This window comes from Bdellovibrio sp. HCB-162 (assembly GCF_047344985.1).
Classification (GTDB): domain Bacteria; phylum Bdellovibrionota; class Bdellovibrionia; order Bdellovibrionales; family Bdellovibrionaceae; genus Bdellovibrio.
Genome location: NZ_CP178861.1, coordinates 2,209,858 through 2,226,621, shown reverse-complemented (window position 1 = coordinate 2,226,621; position 16,764 = coordinate 2,209,858). Strand labels below are relative to the sequence as shown.

Sequence of the window (16,764 nt, the reverse complement as noted above, 5' to 3'; positions counted from 1 at the left end):
TTGTCATGACTATTTCCTTTATAAATTCTGTACAAATCCCATTTCGGTAAGCCGAGGAAAAATCTTAAATATTTATTTTTTCGTCGAACTTTTAGACAGTTTTTTTAAGGAGGGGGTGGTGGGACTGTTACGTTGAAGCTGAGAGGATTTGAGAGATTGTTTTCAAACCCGCCGTCATTGATTTGCAGACGAACCTGGGTCGAGCCAGGGACTTTTCCAGTAAGAATGATTTGCGCCACTCCATTTACAAACTTATAGCATTTAACCTCGACCACGTTGGGCTGTTGGCTCTCGCATAACTGAAAGATAAATTTTTGAATTTCTGAAGGGTCCCCAGCATCCGCCGTGACGGCGATTTTTTTCTGTTCGGCCACGTTTAGCGAAAGATCGGAAATCGCCGCGATGATAGGTTTGTAATTTAAAGGAACTGAATAAATGAACTGAGTCTTTTCGTACTTAAGCTGTGATCCAGCTTCCAAAGGAAAAAGCTCCAGTGTCAAAATGAGATAGTCCGCATGATCACAAGCGGATAGGTCTCCAGGGCAGTGGGCTCTGTATTTTGTAACCGCCTTGTATCCACAGATCTTTTCAGGATCGCTTCCCGGCGGGGCTGCGGAGTTAGGACAAGGTTCCCCCGATTTTGAGTAATAGACAGGAGCTGCCATCGTTCCACTGAGCCGAGTCAAAGACGTCGCCTTGGGATCGAAAAAAGAAAAATAGACATCTTGATTGGCCTGACACTGGCTAAGAAGGCAGACCTTGGTTGCCGAACTTGAAAAAAAGTTTCCGCCCTGAGTGCAGGGACAAAGAGCATCATTTTCAGGAGAGACCAAGGCACTTCGAGAAAGAGCCGTTTCCGTAGCGAGAATTTTTTGTTTTAAATCGTTGTTTTGTATAATTCGCGAAGCTTTTTTATCAACGTCAGAGATCCTTTTTTGAATTTCAATCTGAGGCATGAAAACGACGACGGCAGATATAGCAAGAATGCCAATTCCGACCATAAGTTCAATGACTGAGAGTCCTTTATTGTCTCTGAGCATGTTACTTTAAATACACCTTTATCAGATCGTTGGGCTGAAGAAGCCCGGTTTTGAAAATCAGAACTGTTCCGGAAAGTTGATAATCTACATTGGCAATAAGTTTTATAGTCACTCCTGATCGGACGATTTCAACACCACTCATATTGGCGGCCACAGATGGTGTGAGTTGAATATCATTGGCGCCAAGGGCTTCGGTCCACTGAACGATTTTATCCATTTGTCCGGTATAACTCGTATTACAAACCGGAATGACGGAAGATTTCACTCCTGGTTTTTTTGCAAGATTCATGTAGCGGGTGCCCACTTGAGAGCCCGGAGTAATCGTGCAAGTCGTGGCATCAGGATGAACAACCGCTGTATAATAAAGATTTTCCAAGCCCAGAGTTTTTTGAATGGCGGCGTAAGTCGTATCAACGACATTGTCTATTGTTGATGAAAAAAAGGAGGTTGTGCTAATGTGCCCACCAGTGGCGCCCGAGCCTCCGGGTTGAAAGTTTTCGTAGCAGCTACCTTCGATATAAGAGGCCTGCATCTTCTTCTGACCGTTGGCAATTTGCTGGCAGATATCCTGAGGGGTCAGGTTTCTCAAGCTGATAGGTATTGTAGTGGAATTGTCGACGGTGCATTTTTTGATTGTGAAACCGTCACCGACTTTATATGTCCATGCTAAACCAGAATAAATATTAACGAAGGCAGTTTCAATTTGACTGATCTTAGAGTTTGCATCGGTCAAACAGTCCGCGCCCGGGGTTTTAGTCGCGTCGTAAGGAACTTCATAAGTAATGGGCACTGCTGCATGATAGGGAGCTCCGTCCATCGTGGCATTGGCTTCAACGTCCATTTTATAGGTCTGTGCTTTTCCCCAATAGTGATAGTAGTCCGGATCTATTGTCCATTTTATTGTCTCAGATTTTTGGCAACCGCCCTGGTAACTGGGTTTAGCATTGGACTCATCGTCTTCGTTTGAAATAATGAACATCGCCGTGGGAGTCATAGAGTCAAAATTAAAGGGAGCGAACGGACCGGGAGCTTCTAATAGACGAACTAAATTACATAAAGGCGTGTCCATTCCGGCGCCAGGATTAGCAAGCAAGTATTCCACGAGATTTTTTACCGCACTTATTTTGGTGGCTCTAACGGTGTCGGAATCTGTTGAGAGGAATTCGAAGGTCCTGTAGGAAGAACCGAGCGAGGTGAGAAGATATGACGGATCTTGATTTGTGTATCGGGAGGGGTAAGTGGCTATGGCCGTATCTAATTCGTAATAAACAAATCCAGGAGTTTTAGGGGGCGCGGTCATGAAGACTTGCTGGCCATCGCTGTCATAGTAATAATAAGATGGTTTTGAATATGATGACGTGCTTAACGTATAAATCCCCAAAGTGACATCCATCTTAGAAATCTTATTTATAAGGGCATCCAAAGCATCCTTAATTTGATCTTTTGCAAAAGCCATACTGTTAGAGTTATCCAAAAACAAAAGGACGTTGATGGGACGCCCCGGTGCTAAAGTCGCATCGGGTACATAGGTCACAACATTGTTAAACTCGGGAACCACGACACCTTGTTTTTCAATGCTAGAAAAACTAATTCCGTGTTGATCGAAGTACGTTTTCACAATCACCGTGAAGTAGTCTGCTTTATCACATTTCAATGCATTGTTGGGGCAGTGAACTTTAAAGAAAACCTGATCTTTGATTGTAGGATCTACCGAACCGCTGGCCAAACCCAACGGTTGATTCGTCGCTAAGTCGAAAGGATTTACAGAATACTCTACGCTGCTGTCGCACTCTACGGTGTCCGTTGTCATGCAGGACTTGAGTTGCGCATTGTCCGGGTACTTGCTTAAAGCGCCAAAATAAACGGGCTGCGTGAAGAGTTTTAACATTTCAAGATTTTCAACGTTTCGATCGGACTTCGAAGCTTCTGTTTGCACAGAGCGAATAATCCAGGCCGAGAAAGACATCACTCCTGTGACGACAAAACTAAAAACTCCCAGGGCGACGAGGATTTCAACAAGAGTAAAACCTTTTGTGGTGGTTAAAGAAGTTTTCATGGCGGTGAAACTCCTGGAATGACTTTGACATTCAATGAATACTCTTTGGAAAGATTATTCTCAAGGGCACCGTCGCTGATTTGCATTGTGATTTTTGCGTCGCCCAGTGCTATGGCCTTGAGTCTGATTTTCGCAACTCCTCCGCTGAAGGGTTGATCTGCGGGAGTCGTGAGTTGAACCGTTCCTGGATTTTCGCTAATACATTTAGTGAAAACAAAATTTTGGATTTCGGACGGGTTGCCTGAGTCACCGAGGACAGAAACTTCCTTGTCTATCCCGTCGCCCAGATAAAGGGTCACATCTGGAATCGGAACGATGGAAGGTTTGTAGTTGCGATCATTGAAGTAGATAAAATCCACATCTTGATCCTTCATCAAAACTTGATTGGTAAAGGCCTTCGGATTGGCGCGCAAATGAGCGGAAATTTTTAAATGCTCTGCGTGCTCGCAAGTCGGCGAGCCTCCTGGGCACACTGTTGTAAAAGTTCCCCAAAGGCTATAAGCACATTCGGCCGAGTTATTGGCCGTCGGTGTACAAGGAGCTCCGTTGAAATGATAAAACGTCGGAGCACTCTGGGGGCCGAGAAGTCTTCTTTTAAGGGAAACATTGGTGTTGGTGTCAGACGGGTCCACATAATAAAAGCCGGAAGTGGTTCCGTGAGTACAGCAATTCTCTGCACAGGTTGGTGTCGTTCCACCATTAAGACAAGTGTAGAGTAAACTATTGTCGGCAAGCCCTGCCGACTCCGCCAACCCGTTAGGTAGCTTTATCAAGCGGACCATTTGAGTTAAGTCGAAATTCGTATTGATGGAAGTCTTAGAATGAGACACATGTTTCTGAAGATTCGTGATGGTACTGCTAAACGAAATACTAAAAATAGAAAGCGCCGCAATCATCACGAGGACGTAGACGAGAATGGAACCTCTTTGGTTTTTCAAGTCTTCATGTTGATCTGGAAACAATTCGACTCCTTAGCATACCTAGTTATTATCGTTAAAAATTTGAGATTTTATATGGAGCTGAAAAAATTAAGTGTTGCTGTTCGAAAAACTCTAATTTTCAGCGGCGGGTTTTGAGATAAACCGAGGAAAGATCTCTAATATTTAGTTTTTTGTCGAACTTTTAGATGTCTCAAGATGTGACTGTGTGCCCTTTTTGCGCTCCTTCCGCAGACATTAGACGCTCAACCCCCATTTGTGTCACCCTGAGAAACCTCATAAAAGATCCATGGTTTCAGAGGGTTATGTGGGTTAGGCAAGATTGGCACAGGCATCGCAATAGAGTCTTGGTGAGAGGTTCTTTTTAAAACCGAACTTCTTAAAGAGAGGCTGATATGAAAACATTCAACTCAAAACTGATCTTCCTTCTAGCAGCGTTTGCACTTGCAGGTGTTGGTTGCGGTAAGAGCAATGAGTTTCAAACAAACTCTGCAAACGGAGTTTATCAGCCAATCACTAATGATGGTTCAACACCTGTTTCTCCAGAAGGTCCTGGTTCAGGAACTTCAACGGGTTCTTCAACAGGTTCTAATACAGTGAACTTCACTCCAGTATCTATTGCTGAGTTTAACTCTTACGTAGCAATGCATCCATTGAACAATCCATCTAACTTCAAGTTGACTGTGGATTTGCAAAACGCTGGAAACGGTCGTTATGCAGGTTCAGTGAAAATCTCTTACGTAGATACTGGTTACAACTATGAAGGTCGTTTTGAAGCAGGTTCAGGCACTAACGTTGATATGTATAAGTTGAAAGACGCGGGCCTTATGGAAGCTGAATTCAACAGATGGTTTATCATCAATGGTAAGTACTACTTCTCAGCTTTCTTCCAAGATGCTTACGGTGCGATCGTTCTAGTATTCGATAACTATATCAACCAAGGTGACGCTCAAGGTTCAGGTGCAGTGTCAGGTCGCGTGTACTACAAAAACTTCGCGCAATCTTACGCTCAACAATCACCTTACAGAAAATGCTGGTACATCTACGAAGGTCCTTACAACTGCCGCGCTTCAGCTGTGATCAACAAAAACACTCCATACCCAGGCGACGGCTACAGATTGTTGGGAACTTTCAGCGGATTGGACAAAGCGGCAGCTATGAAGTAGTCGGCGGAGGCCGGCAGAGTGGAACGACCTCGGGTCGCGGAACTGAAGCAGCTTAAATTAACGATTTAATTAACAAGATTAACGAAAGATTTTTAACCCGGAATATCAGGAGAAGAAAAATGGAAAGACTTAACTATAAAACTTTAAGTTTTCCAGCAAAGTACATCTTACGAGCTTTCGCAGCGCTGGGAATGGTTCTCGCTTTGGCGGCTTGTAACAACGGCGGTGGCGGCGGTGGTGCAGTGGTCCCTCCAATTTATGGAAGTGGATGCACAAACTGCGCGGGCTCTATTCCGACACCTGTTGTTTTGACAACTTTCCAAATGCAAAGTGCGAACGGAAATATCACGTTCTCAAACATGCAATTGGTTGGTCAATCAACACGCATCACTCCTAATGCATCAGGTAATAACTATCGTAATTACGAAGGACCTATCGCGATGCAGGGACAAATGGTCGTAGCAAGACAAGAGATCGACCCTTACAATCCTTCCTGCGTGATCCAACCTGGTACTTATGCATTGCAAACGTACTCTGTGGGTCAAATGGGATTTGCTGGTGGCGATATCGTAGTCCCAACTCTTTTGACAACAACAGGTTCCATTGAAATGCGTGTAGACTCTCCAGATCCGATGATGGCGGGCGGTCTTTTGACTTCTTCAGGTCAAAGACTTTACGCGAAGGTGACGGTTCTAAGAGTGAACGGTTACAACTGCTCACAAACTTTCTACGGAATTTTCAACTAACAAGATCTTGAAAATGAATCACCAAGCCCCGGCGTAAAAAACCGGGGTTTTTTATTTCATCTTTGCTCTTGCGCTTAGAGAAAAGTCTAGGTCTAATAAGAAGTATGGAATTACCTCTTTGGATCGACTTCTTTGATGAGCTGCAAAACGTACGAGGACGTTCCCAGAATACGGTGATGGCATATCGCCGCGACCTGGAACTCTATATCGAGTATCGTAAAACCAATAAAACAGTCAGTGGCTTTTATGAGTTTATGAAAAAAAATAAACTCTCCACACGTTCGCAAGCCCGCGTGATTTCTTCATTGAGAACTTACTTTAAGTTCTGTGAAACGCGCGGAATGAAATGCGAAGAGCTGCGTGAACTCCGTCCGCCGAAAGTGAAAGTCGGGCTTCCTAAAGTTCTTACTCCGCAAGAGTTTCAACAGTTGTTTGATGCGGCCGAAGTGCAAGATGCTGTGAAAACAGCGCGCAATCAACTGACGTTGTTGTTCTTGTACGGATTGGGCTGCCGTGTTTCAGAATTGATTGCTTTGAACATTGTTGATTTCAATGCCACAGACCGTTGGATTAAAGTTCTCGGCAAAGGAAGCAAAGAGCGTTTGGTTCCTTTGACAGAGAAACTTGCTGAAAATCTCACGGCTTACTTGAAAGAGCACCGTCCTACTTTGGTTAAAGAAAACTCTCCATCTATTTTGATCAATGATCGTGGGCATCGTCCTTCGCGCGTTGACGTATGGAGATGGTTGGCGGCATGGTCGGCGAAAGCTGGTTTTCCAGAGCCTGTGAATCCGCATAGATTCCGTCACGGATGTGCAACGGCTCTTCTTGAAAGCGGCGCTGATTTGCGATCGATTCAGATGTTGCTGGGACATGCAAGTATTCAGACAACACAGATTTATACGAATGTGACCACCAATACGATGTCACGAACAATCGAAGATCACCATCCTCTTTCGCGTATGTCGGAAGTGGAAAAGTAGATTGTCCGAACCTCGTAAGGGCCTCTGGCTGAGAGGCCCTTTGTTTTTCTTTTAACTGCGGGCCCGCTTTTGCTTTGTTGCCCGTGCATGAAAATACAATCCCTTATTCGCGAAAATGACCGTCTTGTTCCTGTGGAAGTTGAGCTGAACTTCATTCCGGGACTTCCTCAAATTCAATTTTTAGGTTTACCTGATCAGGCCATTCGAGAAAGCATCCATAGAATTAAAAGTGCGATTCGTTCGCAAGGTTTTGAATTTCCGAAAGCCCAACAAGTGCTGGTCAATCTTCGTCCATCGCATTTGAAAAAATCTTCGCGCGGTTTAGAATTGGCTGTAGCTCTGGGTTTGTTGTGGGAAAGTGAACAAGTTCCCAAGCCTCAAGAAGAATCCGTGTTGGTTTACGGGGAGTTGTCTTTAAATGGGAATGTTTTTGAGCCCGATGATCTGCGAGAAGATTTTGATCCTCTTGAAGATCTCACTGTCTGGACGGGAACTTCTGAAGAAAACAAAGTTCCTTTCACTCGCGCGCGTTTGACAGAACTTCGTGATTTAGCATCGCCAGAGATTCTTCCGGGAATGCCAAGAGAGTATAAAGTGGAACGTCCTTTGTTTGGACTTGATCTAGAATTTCCGGAGCGACAAGCCGAGATGTTAAAACTTGTCGCCATTGGTGAGCATTCATTGCTTCTAGCGGGGCCTGCGGGTTCCGGTAAAAGCACCATTGCGAAAACATTGCTTTCGTTATTGCAGGCTCCTTCGCAAGAAGACCTCCATGAAATTATTAAATCCAACAAAGGTTCTGGTGGAGAATCTTTAAGTTGGCGTCCCATGGTTCACCCTCATCATTCGACGTCGCCCCTCGGCCTCATTGGTGGGGGTGTGCCTCCTTTTAAAGGTGAGATCACAAGAGCGCATAAAGGAGTTTTAGTCTTAGATGAATTGTTGGAGTTCAATCCTCGCGCGCAAGAAGCTTTGCGTGAACCTATGGAAGAGTTTTGCATTCGCTTGCGACGAGGACGTTTTATTGAAGAACATCCCGCTGAAGCCTTGGTGATTGCGACAACAAATTTATGTCCGTGTGGAGATTGGGTTCCACAAGCCAAAGTCGTCTGCGGAAGATCTCTAAAAAAGTGTCAGTCCTATATGGAAAGATTGTCGGGGCCCTTGGTGGATCGTTTTCAGTTGATCTTCTTTACGCAAAAACGAGAACTCGGAGGTGTCATCTCCGGCGTAGAAATTTTAAAAACTTTGGAAGATGCCCGGGCCTTCCGAAGTGAAATGGCTATGAAGGATCCGCGCTTCAGAAAAGTAGCAGGCCGCTGGAAGTGGGAAGAGCTTATCCAAGATTTGCCGAGCTTTTATTTGCAGGAGCTTTTCCCAAGAGAGTTAGCATCTCGCCGTCGCGATCTTGCAACGCTCCGAGTCGCAAGAAGCTATGCCGACTTAGAAAAAACTGAAAAGCTGACTCCAAAGCACGTCGAAAAAGCCCTCAAGGCAACCTATTTGCCATTTGAAGCCTTGAAACGTCTTGGATGTTAGGAAAAATTTGGAGGTGACGAGCGGATTTGAACCGCTGTAGCAGCTTTTGCAGAGCTGAGCCTAACCCCTCGGCCACATCACCTTAAGAGGAAGCTTAATTTAGAGCTGAACCTGTTTTAAGTCAACGCGAAAGAAATCATACTGCCCAAATTTCCAGATTATGGCTTTTTAAAACTTCGCCGCTTAGCTTCTGCTTTAGCTCTAATAATGCAGCCTTCGGCATGATCATTTATAAGACCCATGGCTTGCATGAAAGCATATACGGTCGTGGGGCCAACAAATTTCCAACCCTGCTTTTTTAATTCCTTGGATAGCGCCATAGAGGCTGCCGAGGTGGAAGCGGTCTGAGGTCTCGCGAGTTTTTTTTTGTCCGGTTCAAAACTCCATATAAAAGCAGCAAGAGATCCATGGCGTTCAGCGATTTCTTGAGCTTTCTTAGCATTGTTAATAACAGCTTCAATTTTTCCTTTGTGGCGGACAATGCCTTCATCTTTTAATAATCGAGCGACATCTTTCTGCGTAAATCTTGCGATCTTGTTAAAGTCAAATTGATGAAAGGCTGTGCGAAAGCTTTCGCGCTTGGCAAGGATTGTGCGCCAACTGAGTCCTGATTGGAAACCCTCAAGGCTTAGTTTTTCGAATAAGCGATAATCATCGCGAACAGGAAAACCCCATTCTTTGTCGTGATATTTAAGAAAATCAGGAGCTGACTCACACCATTTGCAGCGCTTTTTTCCGTCAGCGGAAGTTACGATATTATTCATAGTTTATTGTTTCTCCGAAAAATATTTAAGCAATTTGGGCTTTCAACCAATCTTCCATATGACGAACCTCATTTTTAATGAACTTCTCGTCATGAAAAGTATTGGCTAAGGTCGCAATCCCTTGGCTGCGTGACAAAAGATGCATAGCGAGTTCATCAGCATCTTTTTTGCGACCCGCAGCTAAAAACTGTCGGCTCAGCCAAGTTTTAAATAAATTCATAAGTTTATTAGCATGAGATTTGGAAGCATGATCCATTTTTGCTAATTCGGTACAAAGAGTTCCCACGGGGCAGCCATAAAGCTTTATCTTTGCCTGGTTCATAATCAACATTTGAATAAACTTTCCAATTCGCTCCGCCGGGTTTTGGCCGATGGATTCCCAATTGTTTAGCATTTCTTGTGTGCGTTCCAGGCGCAACTCAATGACTGCTTCAAGTATTTCATCTTTGGATTTAAAGTGATGATAAAAATTTCCACGCGAGATTTTTACTTTCGCGGCGATGTCTGCAAAAGAAGTGCGTTCAAAACCTCTATGGTAGAAAAGCAGATCTGCCGCTTCAACGATCTGCCGACGAGTTGTTTTATCTAATGCCATAAAATACTGCCACCTAGAATTTCACACTAGGACGCTTGTCCTAGTGTTTGAATAATGTAGGACGCTTGTCCTAATTTGTCAAGAGCGTGATTTTGTTACGGCGGCAAACTGATTTAATTCTTCGACAGCGCAACAGCTTCCGGTTTTAAGTAGATCGTCGCTTTTTGATAGCGCGTAAGATTTGCTGCGGGTTGATTTGGTTTGCTTGGATAGTTTACGTAAGCGTAGACAGCTGAAGCGTTGACGATTCTTGCAGGCAATGGAACCGGAACGGATGTTCCCGGCGGAATTTGTAAAGAAACGATCTCGACCCTTCCAGCGATATCGCTGATTAATTGGTACTTTCGTGCAAACCAATCTGTCGCCGTTTTCGGAAGAGTTCCTGTTACTGATGGATCATAAATCATCACAATATCCAAAGAAGTCGTGGTGTTTTTGTTAGCACCTTTTTCTGCAACAATATTGAGATCATTCAATGCCTTGACCGTGGTGGCAGGGGTTTTACGAGCAACTTGAGTTGTACAGGCCGAAGCAAAAAGAAGTGAGAGCAGTAAGAGAATCTTCATGGGTAACCTCCTGCCGAGAGCTCAATTATTCTTTCAATTTTTATCGATAAATCAAATAAAAAACATAAGTTTTGAAAAAAAGCAGTGACAATCAACAGCAGAAAAGAAGGTGACGGCAGCGAATCAATAAATAAGATACGAGAATGGCAGAGACATCGCGTTCTAGATGCAAAGTGTGCGGCACTCTTCTTCCAACTCCAGAAGGAAAATCGTGGTCTGTGGAATGCCCTCGCTGTGGGACTATGAATCGGGTTCCCACGGTCTCCGTGCATGCAACCTTGGTGTTTGCAATGACGGCGTTGATTCTCTATGTACCCGCTAATTTTTTTCCCTTTGTCAGCTTAGAAATTTACGGCAACAAAAGCACATCCACGGTCTGGCAGGGGATTGTGTCATTAAGCAACGCAGGTTCGTGGGGAGTTGCCATCATCGTATTTTTGGCAAGCATTCTTATTCCATTCGTAAAGCTGATCATTCTGTTTTACCTAGCCCTCACAGCGAAGAATGGAAAAAATCTTAAACTTAAAACGAAAATGTATCTGATTGTTGAAGCTATCGGCCGCTGGTCGATGCTGGATATTTTTTTACTCGCGATTTTAGTTTCAATTATGAAGCTGGGTCATTGGGCTAATGCGGAACCGGAAGTCGGTGCTGGAATATTTGCTTTGGTGGTTGTTTTTACAATGCTTTCTTCAGCGTTCTTTGATCCGGAAGTGCTTTGGGAGAACGACCGTGAAAAACCTTAAAGACACTTGGTATCTTTGGCTGTTTCCACTTTTTGCGGTGATGTTGGCCGGATGGTTGTTTTGGAACTACTATCGTCACCGGGGGCCTACTATCACTATTTACTTTAACGAAGGGACGCGGATTAAACCCGGGAAAACGGAAGTGCGTTTTCGCGGAGTGCAGATTGGTCTTGTTAAGGATGTGACAATCACATCGGATCTAAAAAAAATCGAAGTGATAGCGGATTTAAATCGTGATGCTAAAAGTTTTGCGCAAGACGGAGCGAAATTCTGGATTGAATCGCCGCGGATTAGCTTTGAAGAAATCCGCGGGTTAGATACGCTTGTGGAAGGAAGCTATATCGGAGCACTTCCGGGAACTGGGGATGTACAGCGTGAATTCACTGGACGTGAAGCGGCCGATTTAAAATATCCCTTAGATGAAACAGCGGGCTTTAGACTGGAAACTAAAAATGCAGAGTCCGTCGGAGAAGGGGATCCGGTTTTTTATCGGGGCGTGAACGTAGGCTCTGTTACGAAAGTGGCATTTTCGAAAACGGGACAAACGGTTCTTGTGAATATTCGTGTGCCGTGGACGCATGCGAAATTAATTCGTGAAAATACTATCTTTTGGAGAAAATCCGGGTTTCAAGGAAAGTTGGGCCTTTTTAAGTCGGAAATAAAGTTAAGCTCGCTCGAAGCTTTGCTAAAAGGCGGAATTGAATTTGCCACGCCGGAACCTGCAGCGCAAAAGGCGAAACATGCTCAAACATTTCAACTCCAGGCCAATGCTCCGAAAGATTGGGAAAAGTGGAATCCTGATTTGGATTAGTTTAGTTTAGTTAAAGCTGTTGTTTCGCCAAAGTGCCAAGAGTTTTAATGGCGGCATCAATTTCCGGCCTCCAAAGTCTGCCGCAGTTGAGTCTTAAATAATTGCGATAGTTTCCGTTGGCGGAAAAAATCACTCCCGGTGCAATACTAATTTTTTTCGCAGCCGCCGCCTTGTACAACTCCAGCGAATCAAACTTTTTAGGAAGCTCTAACCAAAGCATGAAGCCACCTTGAGGTTGTGTGAAGCGTGTTTCTTCGGGAAAGTGCTTTAAAACAGACTGAGAAACTCTATGAAGCTGCTCTTGCAAAACAGGACGAATCTTGCGGAGGTATCTTTCAAATGCTCCTGTCGCCATAAATTCCGCGATCACGTATTGCTGGAGACGATTGGCGCCCACGGTGCTGCTTAATTGCAATCGACGGAATTCTTTTTCAAACTTTCCCGGAAGAGCCCATCCAGTTCTGGAGCCCGGAGAAATAGTTTTAGAAAATGAAGAACAAGAGATTACAATTCCCTCTTCATCAAAAGCGCGAAGAAGTTTGGGGCGAACTCCAGAAAATGCAAGATCTCCATAGATGTCGTCTTCAATCACGGGCACTCCAAATTTGCTGAAAATTTTGACGAGTTCCCGCTTATTGGCATCGGGTATCACAGATCCCAGAGGATTATTAAAATTCGGCATCAAAATAGCTGCGCCGATTTTGTATCTTGAAAGAATTTTTTTAACGTCGTCAGGATCAACACCTGTTCTTGCATTTGCAGGAACTTCGATGACTTTGTATCCAAGACTTGCGATGGATTGAAGAATTCCAAAGTAATTGGGCGACTCAATCAAGATAGTCTCTCCCGGTTTAAGAATCGCTCTTAAGGCGAGATGAAGAGAATCCAAAGCTCCGTTGGTAATAGTGACTTCAGCAGCGCTGACTTTGTGGCCTGTGCGCAAAAGACGTTTTGCGATTTGTTGTCTTAACGGCAGATGGCCAGGGGTAAATTCATACCTCGCATTCACGTCGCTGTGTGTTCTTAAGATGGATCTCGTGATGCGCGCTATGGCCTCATTAGGATGAAGTTCCGGAGACAAACACGCAGCCCCTAAGAGAACATACTTATCATTGGCGGCCGCTTCAAAAAGATCAGACACCAAATCGGGAATGAGGATAGGGGCGGGCCTTGTTTGTACATCAGACTCCGGGCGCACCTCTTCGGTTGTCACTATCTTTGAGACGTAAAATCCAGATTGAGGGCGAGATTCGATAACTCCACGGCTTTCAAGAAGAACGTAGGCTTGTAAGACCGTGTTGATACTGACGTTAAAGAGTTTGCTTTGCTCTCGCACCGAGGCGATTTTTTCTCCAACGCGCAAAGCTCCCAATTGGATCTGGGATTCAATTTCTTTCGCCACTGTCTCGTAAAGGAGCTGATCTTTATTTGTCATGATTCAAATATAACTCACTATTTTGAAAAAACAAAACTGTACCCATTGAAAATCACTATAACTGAATCTGTATCCTTTAAGGAAAAAGCTATAAATTAGGTCTCAGGAGCCCTTATGCGAAAAACAGATCATTTCCAGTTACTCAAAGGTGAGATCTATACGCAATCAAAACAGGACGTAGGCATTACGTGTCTGACAGGGAATCTCTGGATTACACAGCCTGGCGTTGGGGAAGATATTGTCCTGTCTCCGGGACAATATTACTGGGCGGAGAAGAGCAACGGCAAATTGGTCCTTCAGGCGCTCTGCGATTCAAGTCTTCAGGTTTCAGGCTGTAAGGCTCCAGGTGCAAACTATCAGATGTGCACTGTAATAAGTTCCCGCTCTGGAACCGCATAATAACTTGCTCCGAAATGCATTTTTATATTTCGTAAAAACCCTGTAAAAGAATGGCCATGAAAATACGGGCACGTTTCTTAAAAGTATGGACGATGGCTTTATTGGTTTTTTCAGTATCGGGAGCCAATGCGGACTCTTTAGAAAATTTCTGCTCTAATCCCTATAAAACGGTCTGTGAACGTCAGCAAAATGCAAAGACACGAACAGGTCGCATCGAAGCCATCGAGAAAAGACTTAGTGATCGCGCTTTGGATGAGACTTTTGAGTATCTTTATGGTTCCAAAAATCGCCCGAGCTCTTTTACTTTGGATGATATCACTTATATGCCCAAGAAAACCCAGCGTCGAAGAGCATTGGGAGTTTTCTATGCCTCCTTACGCCAACAATTTCGTGCCTATTTAAAACAAAATCACGTTCCAACGGATTTAGGCATCACCGAGCTAAAATCGCATCTTTCACGGGCTATCGAACTTTCTAAGGAAATTCCCGAAGAAAACAAAGCGAAGATGCAGGATCTTTTGCAACAGACCCGTTTGATCGCATTTAACGATCTTGATCCTGACGAAGAAGGTGCGCTCACAACGTCGGATATCAATAAGATCTATAAGGGATGTACAAAAAATCATTTTCTCGACAACGCTTTCGCTGACAGTAATAAAAAAGGCGAAATGTTCGTGATCATTTGTCCGGGTGAGATTGTGGGTTCCATCGAATTTTCCAAAGACTATGAAATTCCGCAAAAGTATCAGCTTGTTCCTTTGATAATGACCTTGGGCCATGAGCTTTCTCACCATTTTGATTTCAGTGTTATGCCAGAGGCTTACAGCACTACTTTAAAATCTGTGATGGCGATGAAGGACGAGCTGAAGCACAGTAAGATTGAGAACTATATGGGAGAGATTACCGCCGACCTTTGGGGTATTAAGAGCTTTGTAGTTGCGACACGGAATATGGAGCCTGAGTTTCAGATGGCTTTTATCAAAGGTGCCGTCAATGATCTGTGCAGTACAGAGGACGATGGCATTCACCCTTCGGGAGAATTTCGTATCAATCGACTCTTGCCACCTTATATTTGCCCTGCTCGATAGATGCACCCCCGGTGGAAACAGCAAAACAAAATTTACTATATTAGTATTGAAAAACTGATAACGAATTAAACATGCTTAATCTAGCCTGATTCAGCTATCTATTGTGTTACTTCATCGATATGACCAGGTTTCACAAAACACTAGAGGGGATAAAATGAGATACTTGGTTGTTGAAGACGACTATGAAATTGCACGTCACGTAACTGACGGTTTAATCAACACGGGCGCAACAGTTGATGCTGAACCAAATGGGCTCAGAGCCTTTGAGAAAGCAACAAGCTCTCACTACGATGCTATTGTTTTGGATTTATCTTTACCTGATATGGACGGATACACCTTTGCCCAGTCTTTAAGAGAGAAGGGGATGAATACTCCTATTCTCATCTTAAGTGCCTATCAAAATTTGGAAGACAAGCTGAAGGGTTTTAGTACAGGTTGTGACGATTACCTTTGCAAACCGTTTTCAATGGCGGAGCTGCAAATTCGTACAAAAAATTTAGTAAGAAGATCACAAGGAACCAGAGAATCTGTGCGCCTTGGTTTTAAAGACTTGCAAATCAATCGTTTAAAAAGACAAGTCACGCGCGCTGGAAAAATAATTGATTTGCAGGATCGTGAATTTCGTCTTTTAAATTTATTTGTGTCTAACCCTGAAAAAGTGATTAGCAAGCAAATGATTCTTAAAGAAGTGTGGAATTATGATTTCGATCCTCAAACAAATGTTGTAGACGTTCTTGTTTGCAGACTCAGAGCGAAAATCGAAAAAGATTTCCCGACGGCTTTGATTTATACCGTTAGAAACTTCGGTTATATTCTTAAGTAAAACGCATATTACAGGAAAAAAACGAGCTTAAATAAAACACGCGTGCTAAAAAATGACTTCTTAAAACAATCCCCCTCCAGGAGAATAATAATGAAGTCTATTTTGGTAGCGTGTTTTTGCTTTTGTACTGCTTTTGGTTCTGCTGTTTCGGCGCAAGCGTATGAGGAAGATGCTGTCATTTTCATTCGTTGCACGATGAGAACTACTGTTGACGGAGAATCCAGACAAAGTCTTTTACCGCCACTCATTTTAAACTTCGAACCTGTCTCTGAAGAAGTGCAAACAATGGCCGAAGCGAATGGTCTTAGTTTTGGCTTCTCAGTGCCGTATTCAGTGGATGCCCCGCTGGTCGCTTTGCATGTGGTTTCACCAACGGAACACACAGTGATTACCCGTGAAGTGCCGTCTCGTGGACACAGTCTTGTTGGCTATTCAACGGTAGATAGTGCAGGAGGAGTGACGTCCTTGAGTTGTCAAATCGGCACTCTTATTTCGAAATAAGGTCAAAGCGGAGTCGATTTTTGCAGGGCCGAACGGATTTTTTCGAGAAGAAGACCGAGTTTGTTTTTCCCTGTGCGATCTCCACAATCACCCCAGTAGCAATCATTTTTTGTATGTTCGTAAAGGCGGGCGGAGCCAGTTGAAAGCAAAAGCTCCGCAAGCTCTGGATATCTTGTGAATTTATCCCAGACGGCTTTTTCCATGAATTCATCTTTACGTTGTTCCCAGTCAGATCTTTTTTCGATGTTCTTATCACGTCCTCGAAGGGCTGCTTCCATTGGAGTCGGCGCACTTTGCACCCACTTTTGCAGTTCGATGTTTTCATATTTGTGAGCTTGATAGTAGTGCTCACTTGTTGGCCACCATTCGCCGTCGACAAAAACCGGGAACAGCGCAAAGTTTGAGAACTCTCCATAAGGGTCTTTCGTCGAATAAAAATCTAAAACGGCTTCTTGATACGGAACGGCCGCCGTTTTTGGAAAACTATTATAATGAGAAGCCCCTTTGTGTGAACAAGATGCACTAAGAACTAAAATGATCCAGAGCCCGAACAGATTTTTCATAAATC

At 43.9% G+C, this 16,764-nt stretch carries 18 protein-coding genes and 1 tRNA gene; 10 read left to right on the top strand and 9 right to left on the bottom strand.

Annotation, left to right across the window (positions count from 1 at the left end; translation table 11 throughout):
- Positions 1 to 104: 104 nt before the first annotated feature.
- From ACLSSO_RS11000 to ACLSSO_RS10990, 3 genes are read right to left on the bottom strand one after another with little or no spacing between them, the layout of a single operon-like run.
- Positions 105 to 1,040, bottom strand: a complete 936-nt coding sequence (locus tag ACLSSO_RS11000) for a hypothetical protein (protein ID WP_413942807.1) — start codon at positions 1,038 to 1,040, stop codon at positions 105 to 107.
- A 1-nt stretch (position 1,041) separates the two neighbouring features.
- The gene (locus ACLSSO_RS10995) at positions 1,042 to 3,096 is read right to left on the bottom strand and encodes a type II secretion system protein J (protein WP_413942806.1); all 2,055 of its coding nucleotides are present in this window, start codon (positions 3,094 to 3,096) and stop codon (positions 1,042 to 1,044) included.
- Positions 3,093 to 4,058 carry a hypothetical protein gene (locus ACLSSO_RS10990; RefSeq protein ID WP_413942805.1) on the bottom strand — a complete coding sequence of 322 codons (966 nt, stop codon included), beginning with the start codon at positions 4,056 to 4,058 and terminating at the stop codon, positions 3,093 to 3,095. Before ACLSSO_RS10990 ends, ACLSSO_RS10995 begins: the two co-directional genes overlap by 4 nt.
- A 371-nt stretch (positions 4,059 to 4,429) precedes the next feature.
- Between ACLSSO_RS10990 and ACLSSO_RS10985 the strand changes: the two genes are divergently transcribed.
- The 4 genes from ACLSSO_RS10985 (at position 4,430) to ACLSSO_RS10970 (ending at position 8,468) form a co-directional block, all read left to right on the top strand.
- The gene (locus ACLSSO_RS10985; RefSeq protein ID WP_295904736.1) at positions 4,430 to 5,200 is read left to right on the top strand and encodes a hypothetical protein; all 771 of its coding nucleotides are present in this window, start codon (positions 4,430 to 4,432) and stop codon (positions 5,198 to 5,200) included.
- Between the two features lie 119 nt (positions 5,201 to 5,319).
- On the top strand, positions 5,320 to 5,946 hold the full coding sequence (locus ACLSSO_RS10980; RefSeq protein ID WP_340592023.1) for a hypothetical protein: 627 nt from the start codon (positions 5,320 to 5,322) through the stop codon (positions 5,944 to 5,946).
- A gap of 104 nt (positions 5,947 to 6,050) precedes the next feature.
- A complete protein-coding gene (locus ACLSSO_RS10975; protein ID WP_295904744.1) occupies positions 6,051 to 6,929 on the top strand; it encodes a site-specific tyrosine recombinase in 879 nt (292 codons plus the stop codon).
- A gap of 87 nt (positions 6,930 to 7,016) precedes the next feature.
- Positions 7,017 to 8,468: an ATP-binding protein gene (locus tag ACLSSO_RS10970; RefSeq protein WP_295904747.1), complete on the top strand. Its 1,452-nt coding sequence runs from the start codon at positions 7,017 to 7,019 to the stop codon at positions 8,466 to 8,468.
- A gap of 8 nt (positions 8,469 to 8,476) precedes the next feature.
- Here ACLSSO_RS10970 and ACLSSO_RS10965 read toward each other — a convergent pair.
- From ACLSSO_RS10965 to ACLSSO_RS10950, 4 genes are all read right to left on the bottom strand, one after another.
- A tRNA-Cys gene (locus ACLSSO_RS10965) sits at positions 8,477 to 8,550 on the bottom strand.
- A gap of 76 nt (positions 8,551 to 8,626) precedes the next feature.
- Positions 8,627 to 9,232, bottom strand: coding sequence for a DNA-3-methyladenine glycosylase I (locus tag ACLSSO_RS10960; RefSeq protein WP_413942804.1), 606 nt, complete (start codon positions 9,230 to 9,232; stop codon positions 8,627 to 8,629).
- Between the two features lie 25 nt (positions 9,233 to 9,257).
- Positions 9,258 to 9,827 (bottom strand): TetR/AcrR family transcriptional regulator, encoded by a 570-nt coding sequence (locus ACLSSO_RS10955; protein ID WP_295904753.1) that lies wholly within the window; start codon positions 9,825 to 9,827, stop codon positions 9,258 to 9,260.
- A gap of 113 nt (positions 9,828 to 9,940) precedes the next feature.
- Positions 9,941 to 10,393 (bottom strand): hypothetical protein, encoded by a 453-nt coding sequence (locus ACLSSO_RS10950; RefSeq protein ID WP_295904756.1) that lies wholly within the window; start codon positions 10,391 to 10,393, stop codon positions 9,941 to 9,943.
- Positions 10,394 to 10,536: 143 nt separating this feature from the next.
- Between ACLSSO_RS10950 and ACLSSO_RS10945 the strand changes: the two genes are divergently transcribed.
- A complete protein-coding gene (locus ACLSSO_RS10945; protein ID WP_295904760.1) occupies positions 10,537 to 11,139 on the top strand; it encodes a paraquat-inducible protein A in 603 nt (200 codons plus the stop codon).
- Positions 11,126 to 11,950 (top strand): MlaD family protein, encoded by an 825-nt coding sequence (locus ACLSSO_RS10940; RefSeq protein ID WP_413942803.1) that lies wholly within the window; start codon positions 11,126 to 11,128, stop codon positions 11,948 to 11,950. Before ACLSSO_RS10945 ends, ACLSSO_RS10940 begins: the two co-directional genes overlap by 14 nt.
- 10 nt (positions 11,951 to 11,960) lie before the next feature.
- Here ACLSSO_RS10940 and ACLSSO_RS10935 read toward each other — a convergent pair whose 3' ends face one another.
- Positions 11,961 to 13,385 carry a PLP-dependent aminotransferase family protein gene (locus ACLSSO_RS10935; RefSeq protein ID WP_413942802.1) on the bottom strand — a complete coding sequence of 475 codons (1,425 nt, stop codon included), beginning with the start codon at positions 13,383 to 13,385 and terminating at the stop codon, positions 11,961 to 11,963.
- Between the two features lie 114 nt (positions 13,386 to 13,499).
- Here ACLSSO_RS10935 and ACLSSO_RS10930 point away from each other — a divergent pair, with 114 nt between their 5' ends.
- From ACLSSO_RS10930 to ACLSSO_RS10915, 4 genes are all read left to right on the top strand, one after another.
- Entirely contained in the window at positions 13,500 to 13,784 is a 285-nt protein-coding gene (locus tag ACLSSO_RS10930) for a DUF2917 domain-containing protein (RefSeq protein ID WP_413942801.1), read from the top strand.
- A 56-nt stretch (positions 13,785 to 13,840) separates the two neighbouring features.
- Complete coding sequence (locus tag ACLSSO_RS10925; RefSeq protein ID WP_413942800.1) at positions 13,841 to 14,872, top strand: hypothetical protein; 1,032 nt, start codon at positions 13,841 to 13,843, stop codon at positions 14,870 to 14,872.
- 154 nt (positions 14,873 to 15,026) lie between these two features.
- Positions 15,027 to 15,695 carry a response regulator transcription factor gene (locus ACLSSO_RS10920; protein ID WP_413942799.1) on the top strand — a complete coding sequence of 223 codons (669 nt, stop codon included), beginning with the start codon at positions 15,027 to 15,029 and terminating at the stop codon, positions 15,693 to 15,695.
- Between the two features lie 90 nt (positions 15,696 to 15,785).
- Positions 15,786 to 16,196: a hypothetical protein gene (locus tag ACLSSO_RS10915; protein ID WP_295902737.1), complete on the top strand. Its 411-nt coding sequence runs from the start codon at positions 15,786 to 15,788 to the stop codon at positions 16,194 to 16,196.
- Between the two features lie 2 nt (positions 16,197 to 16,198).
- On the opposite strand, the gene ACLSSO_RS10910 is transcribed toward ACLSSO_RS10915, so the two are convergent.
- On the bottom strand, positions 16,199 to 16,759 hold the full coding sequence (locus ACLSSO_RS10910) for an NADAR family protein (RefSeq protein ID WP_295902740.1): 561 nt from the start codon (positions 16,757 to 16,759) through the stop codon (positions 16,199 to 16,201).
- Positions 16,760 to 16,764: the final 5 nt, after the last annotated feature.

Excerpts from the sequence above, each read along its gene's own strand:
- ACLSSO_RS10925 (WP_413942800.1), top strand. The coding sequence starts at position 13,841 with ATGAAAATACGGGCACGTTTCTTAAAAGTATGGACGATGGCTTTATTG.
- ACLSSO_RS11000 (WP_413942807.1), bottom strand. The coding sequence starts at position 1,040 with ATGCTCAGAGACAATAAAGGACTCTCAGTCATTGAACTTATGGTCGGA.
- ACLSSO_RS10920 (WP_413942799.1), top strand. The coding sequence starts at position 15,027 with ATGAGATACTTGGTTGTTGAAGACGACTATGAAATTGCACGTCACGTA.
- ACLSSO_RS10945 (WP_295904760.1), top strand. The coding sequence starts at position 10,537 with ATGGCAGAGACATCGCGTTCTAGATGCAAAGTGTGCGGCACTCTTCTT.
- ACLSSO_RS10975 (WP_295904744.1), top strand. The coding sequence starts at position 6,051 with ATGGAATTACCTCTTTGGATCGACTTCTTTGATGAGCTGCAAAACGTA.
- ACLSSO_RS10960 (WP_413942804.1), bottom strand. The coding sequence starts at position 9,232 with ATGAATAATATCGTAACTTCCGCTGACGGAAAAAAGCGCTGCAAATGG.
- ACLSSO_RS10915 (WP_295902737.1), top strand. The coding sequence starts at position 15,786 with ATGAAGTCTATTTTGGTAGCGTGTTTTTGCTTTTGTACTGCTTTTGGT.
- ACLSSO_RS10950 (WP_295904756.1), bottom strand. The coding sequence starts at position 10,393 with ATGAAGATTCTCTTACTGCTCTCACTTCTTTTTGCTTCGGCCTGTACA.
- ACLSSO_RS10955 (WP_295904753.1), bottom strand. The coding sequence starts at position 9,827 with ATGGCATTAGATAAAACAACTCGTCGGCAGATCGTTGAAGCGGCAGAT.
- ACLSSO_RS10970 (WP_295904747.1), top strand. The coding sequence starts at position 7,017 with ATGAAAATACAATCCCTTATTCGCGAAAATGACCGTCTTGTTCCTGTG.
- ACLSSO_RS10995 (WP_413942806.1), bottom strand. The coding sequence starts at position 3,096 with ATGAAAACTTCTTTAACCACCACAAAAGGTTTTACTCTTGTTGAAATC.
- ACLSSO_RS10935 (WP_413942802.1), bottom strand. The coding sequence starts at position 13,385 with ATGACAAATAAAGATCAGCTCCTTTACGAGACAGTGGCGAAAGAAATT.
- ACLSSO_RS10980 (WP_340592023.1), top strand. The coding sequence starts at position 5,320 with ATGGAAAGACTTAACTATAAAACTTTAAGTTTTCCAGCAAAGTACATC.
- ACLSSO_RS10930 (WP_413942801.1), top strand. The coding sequence starts at position 13,500 with ATGCGAAAAACAGATCATTTCCAGTTACTCAAAGGTGAGATCTATACG.
- ACLSSO_RS10910 (WP_295902740.1), bottom strand. The coding sequence starts at position 16,759 with ATGAAAAATCTGTTCGGGCTCTGGATCATTTTAGTTCTTAGTGCATCT.
- ACLSSO_RS10985 (WP_295904736.1), top strand. The coding sequence starts at position 4,430 with ATGAAAACATTCAACTCAAAACTGATCTTCCTTCTAGCAGCGTTTGCA.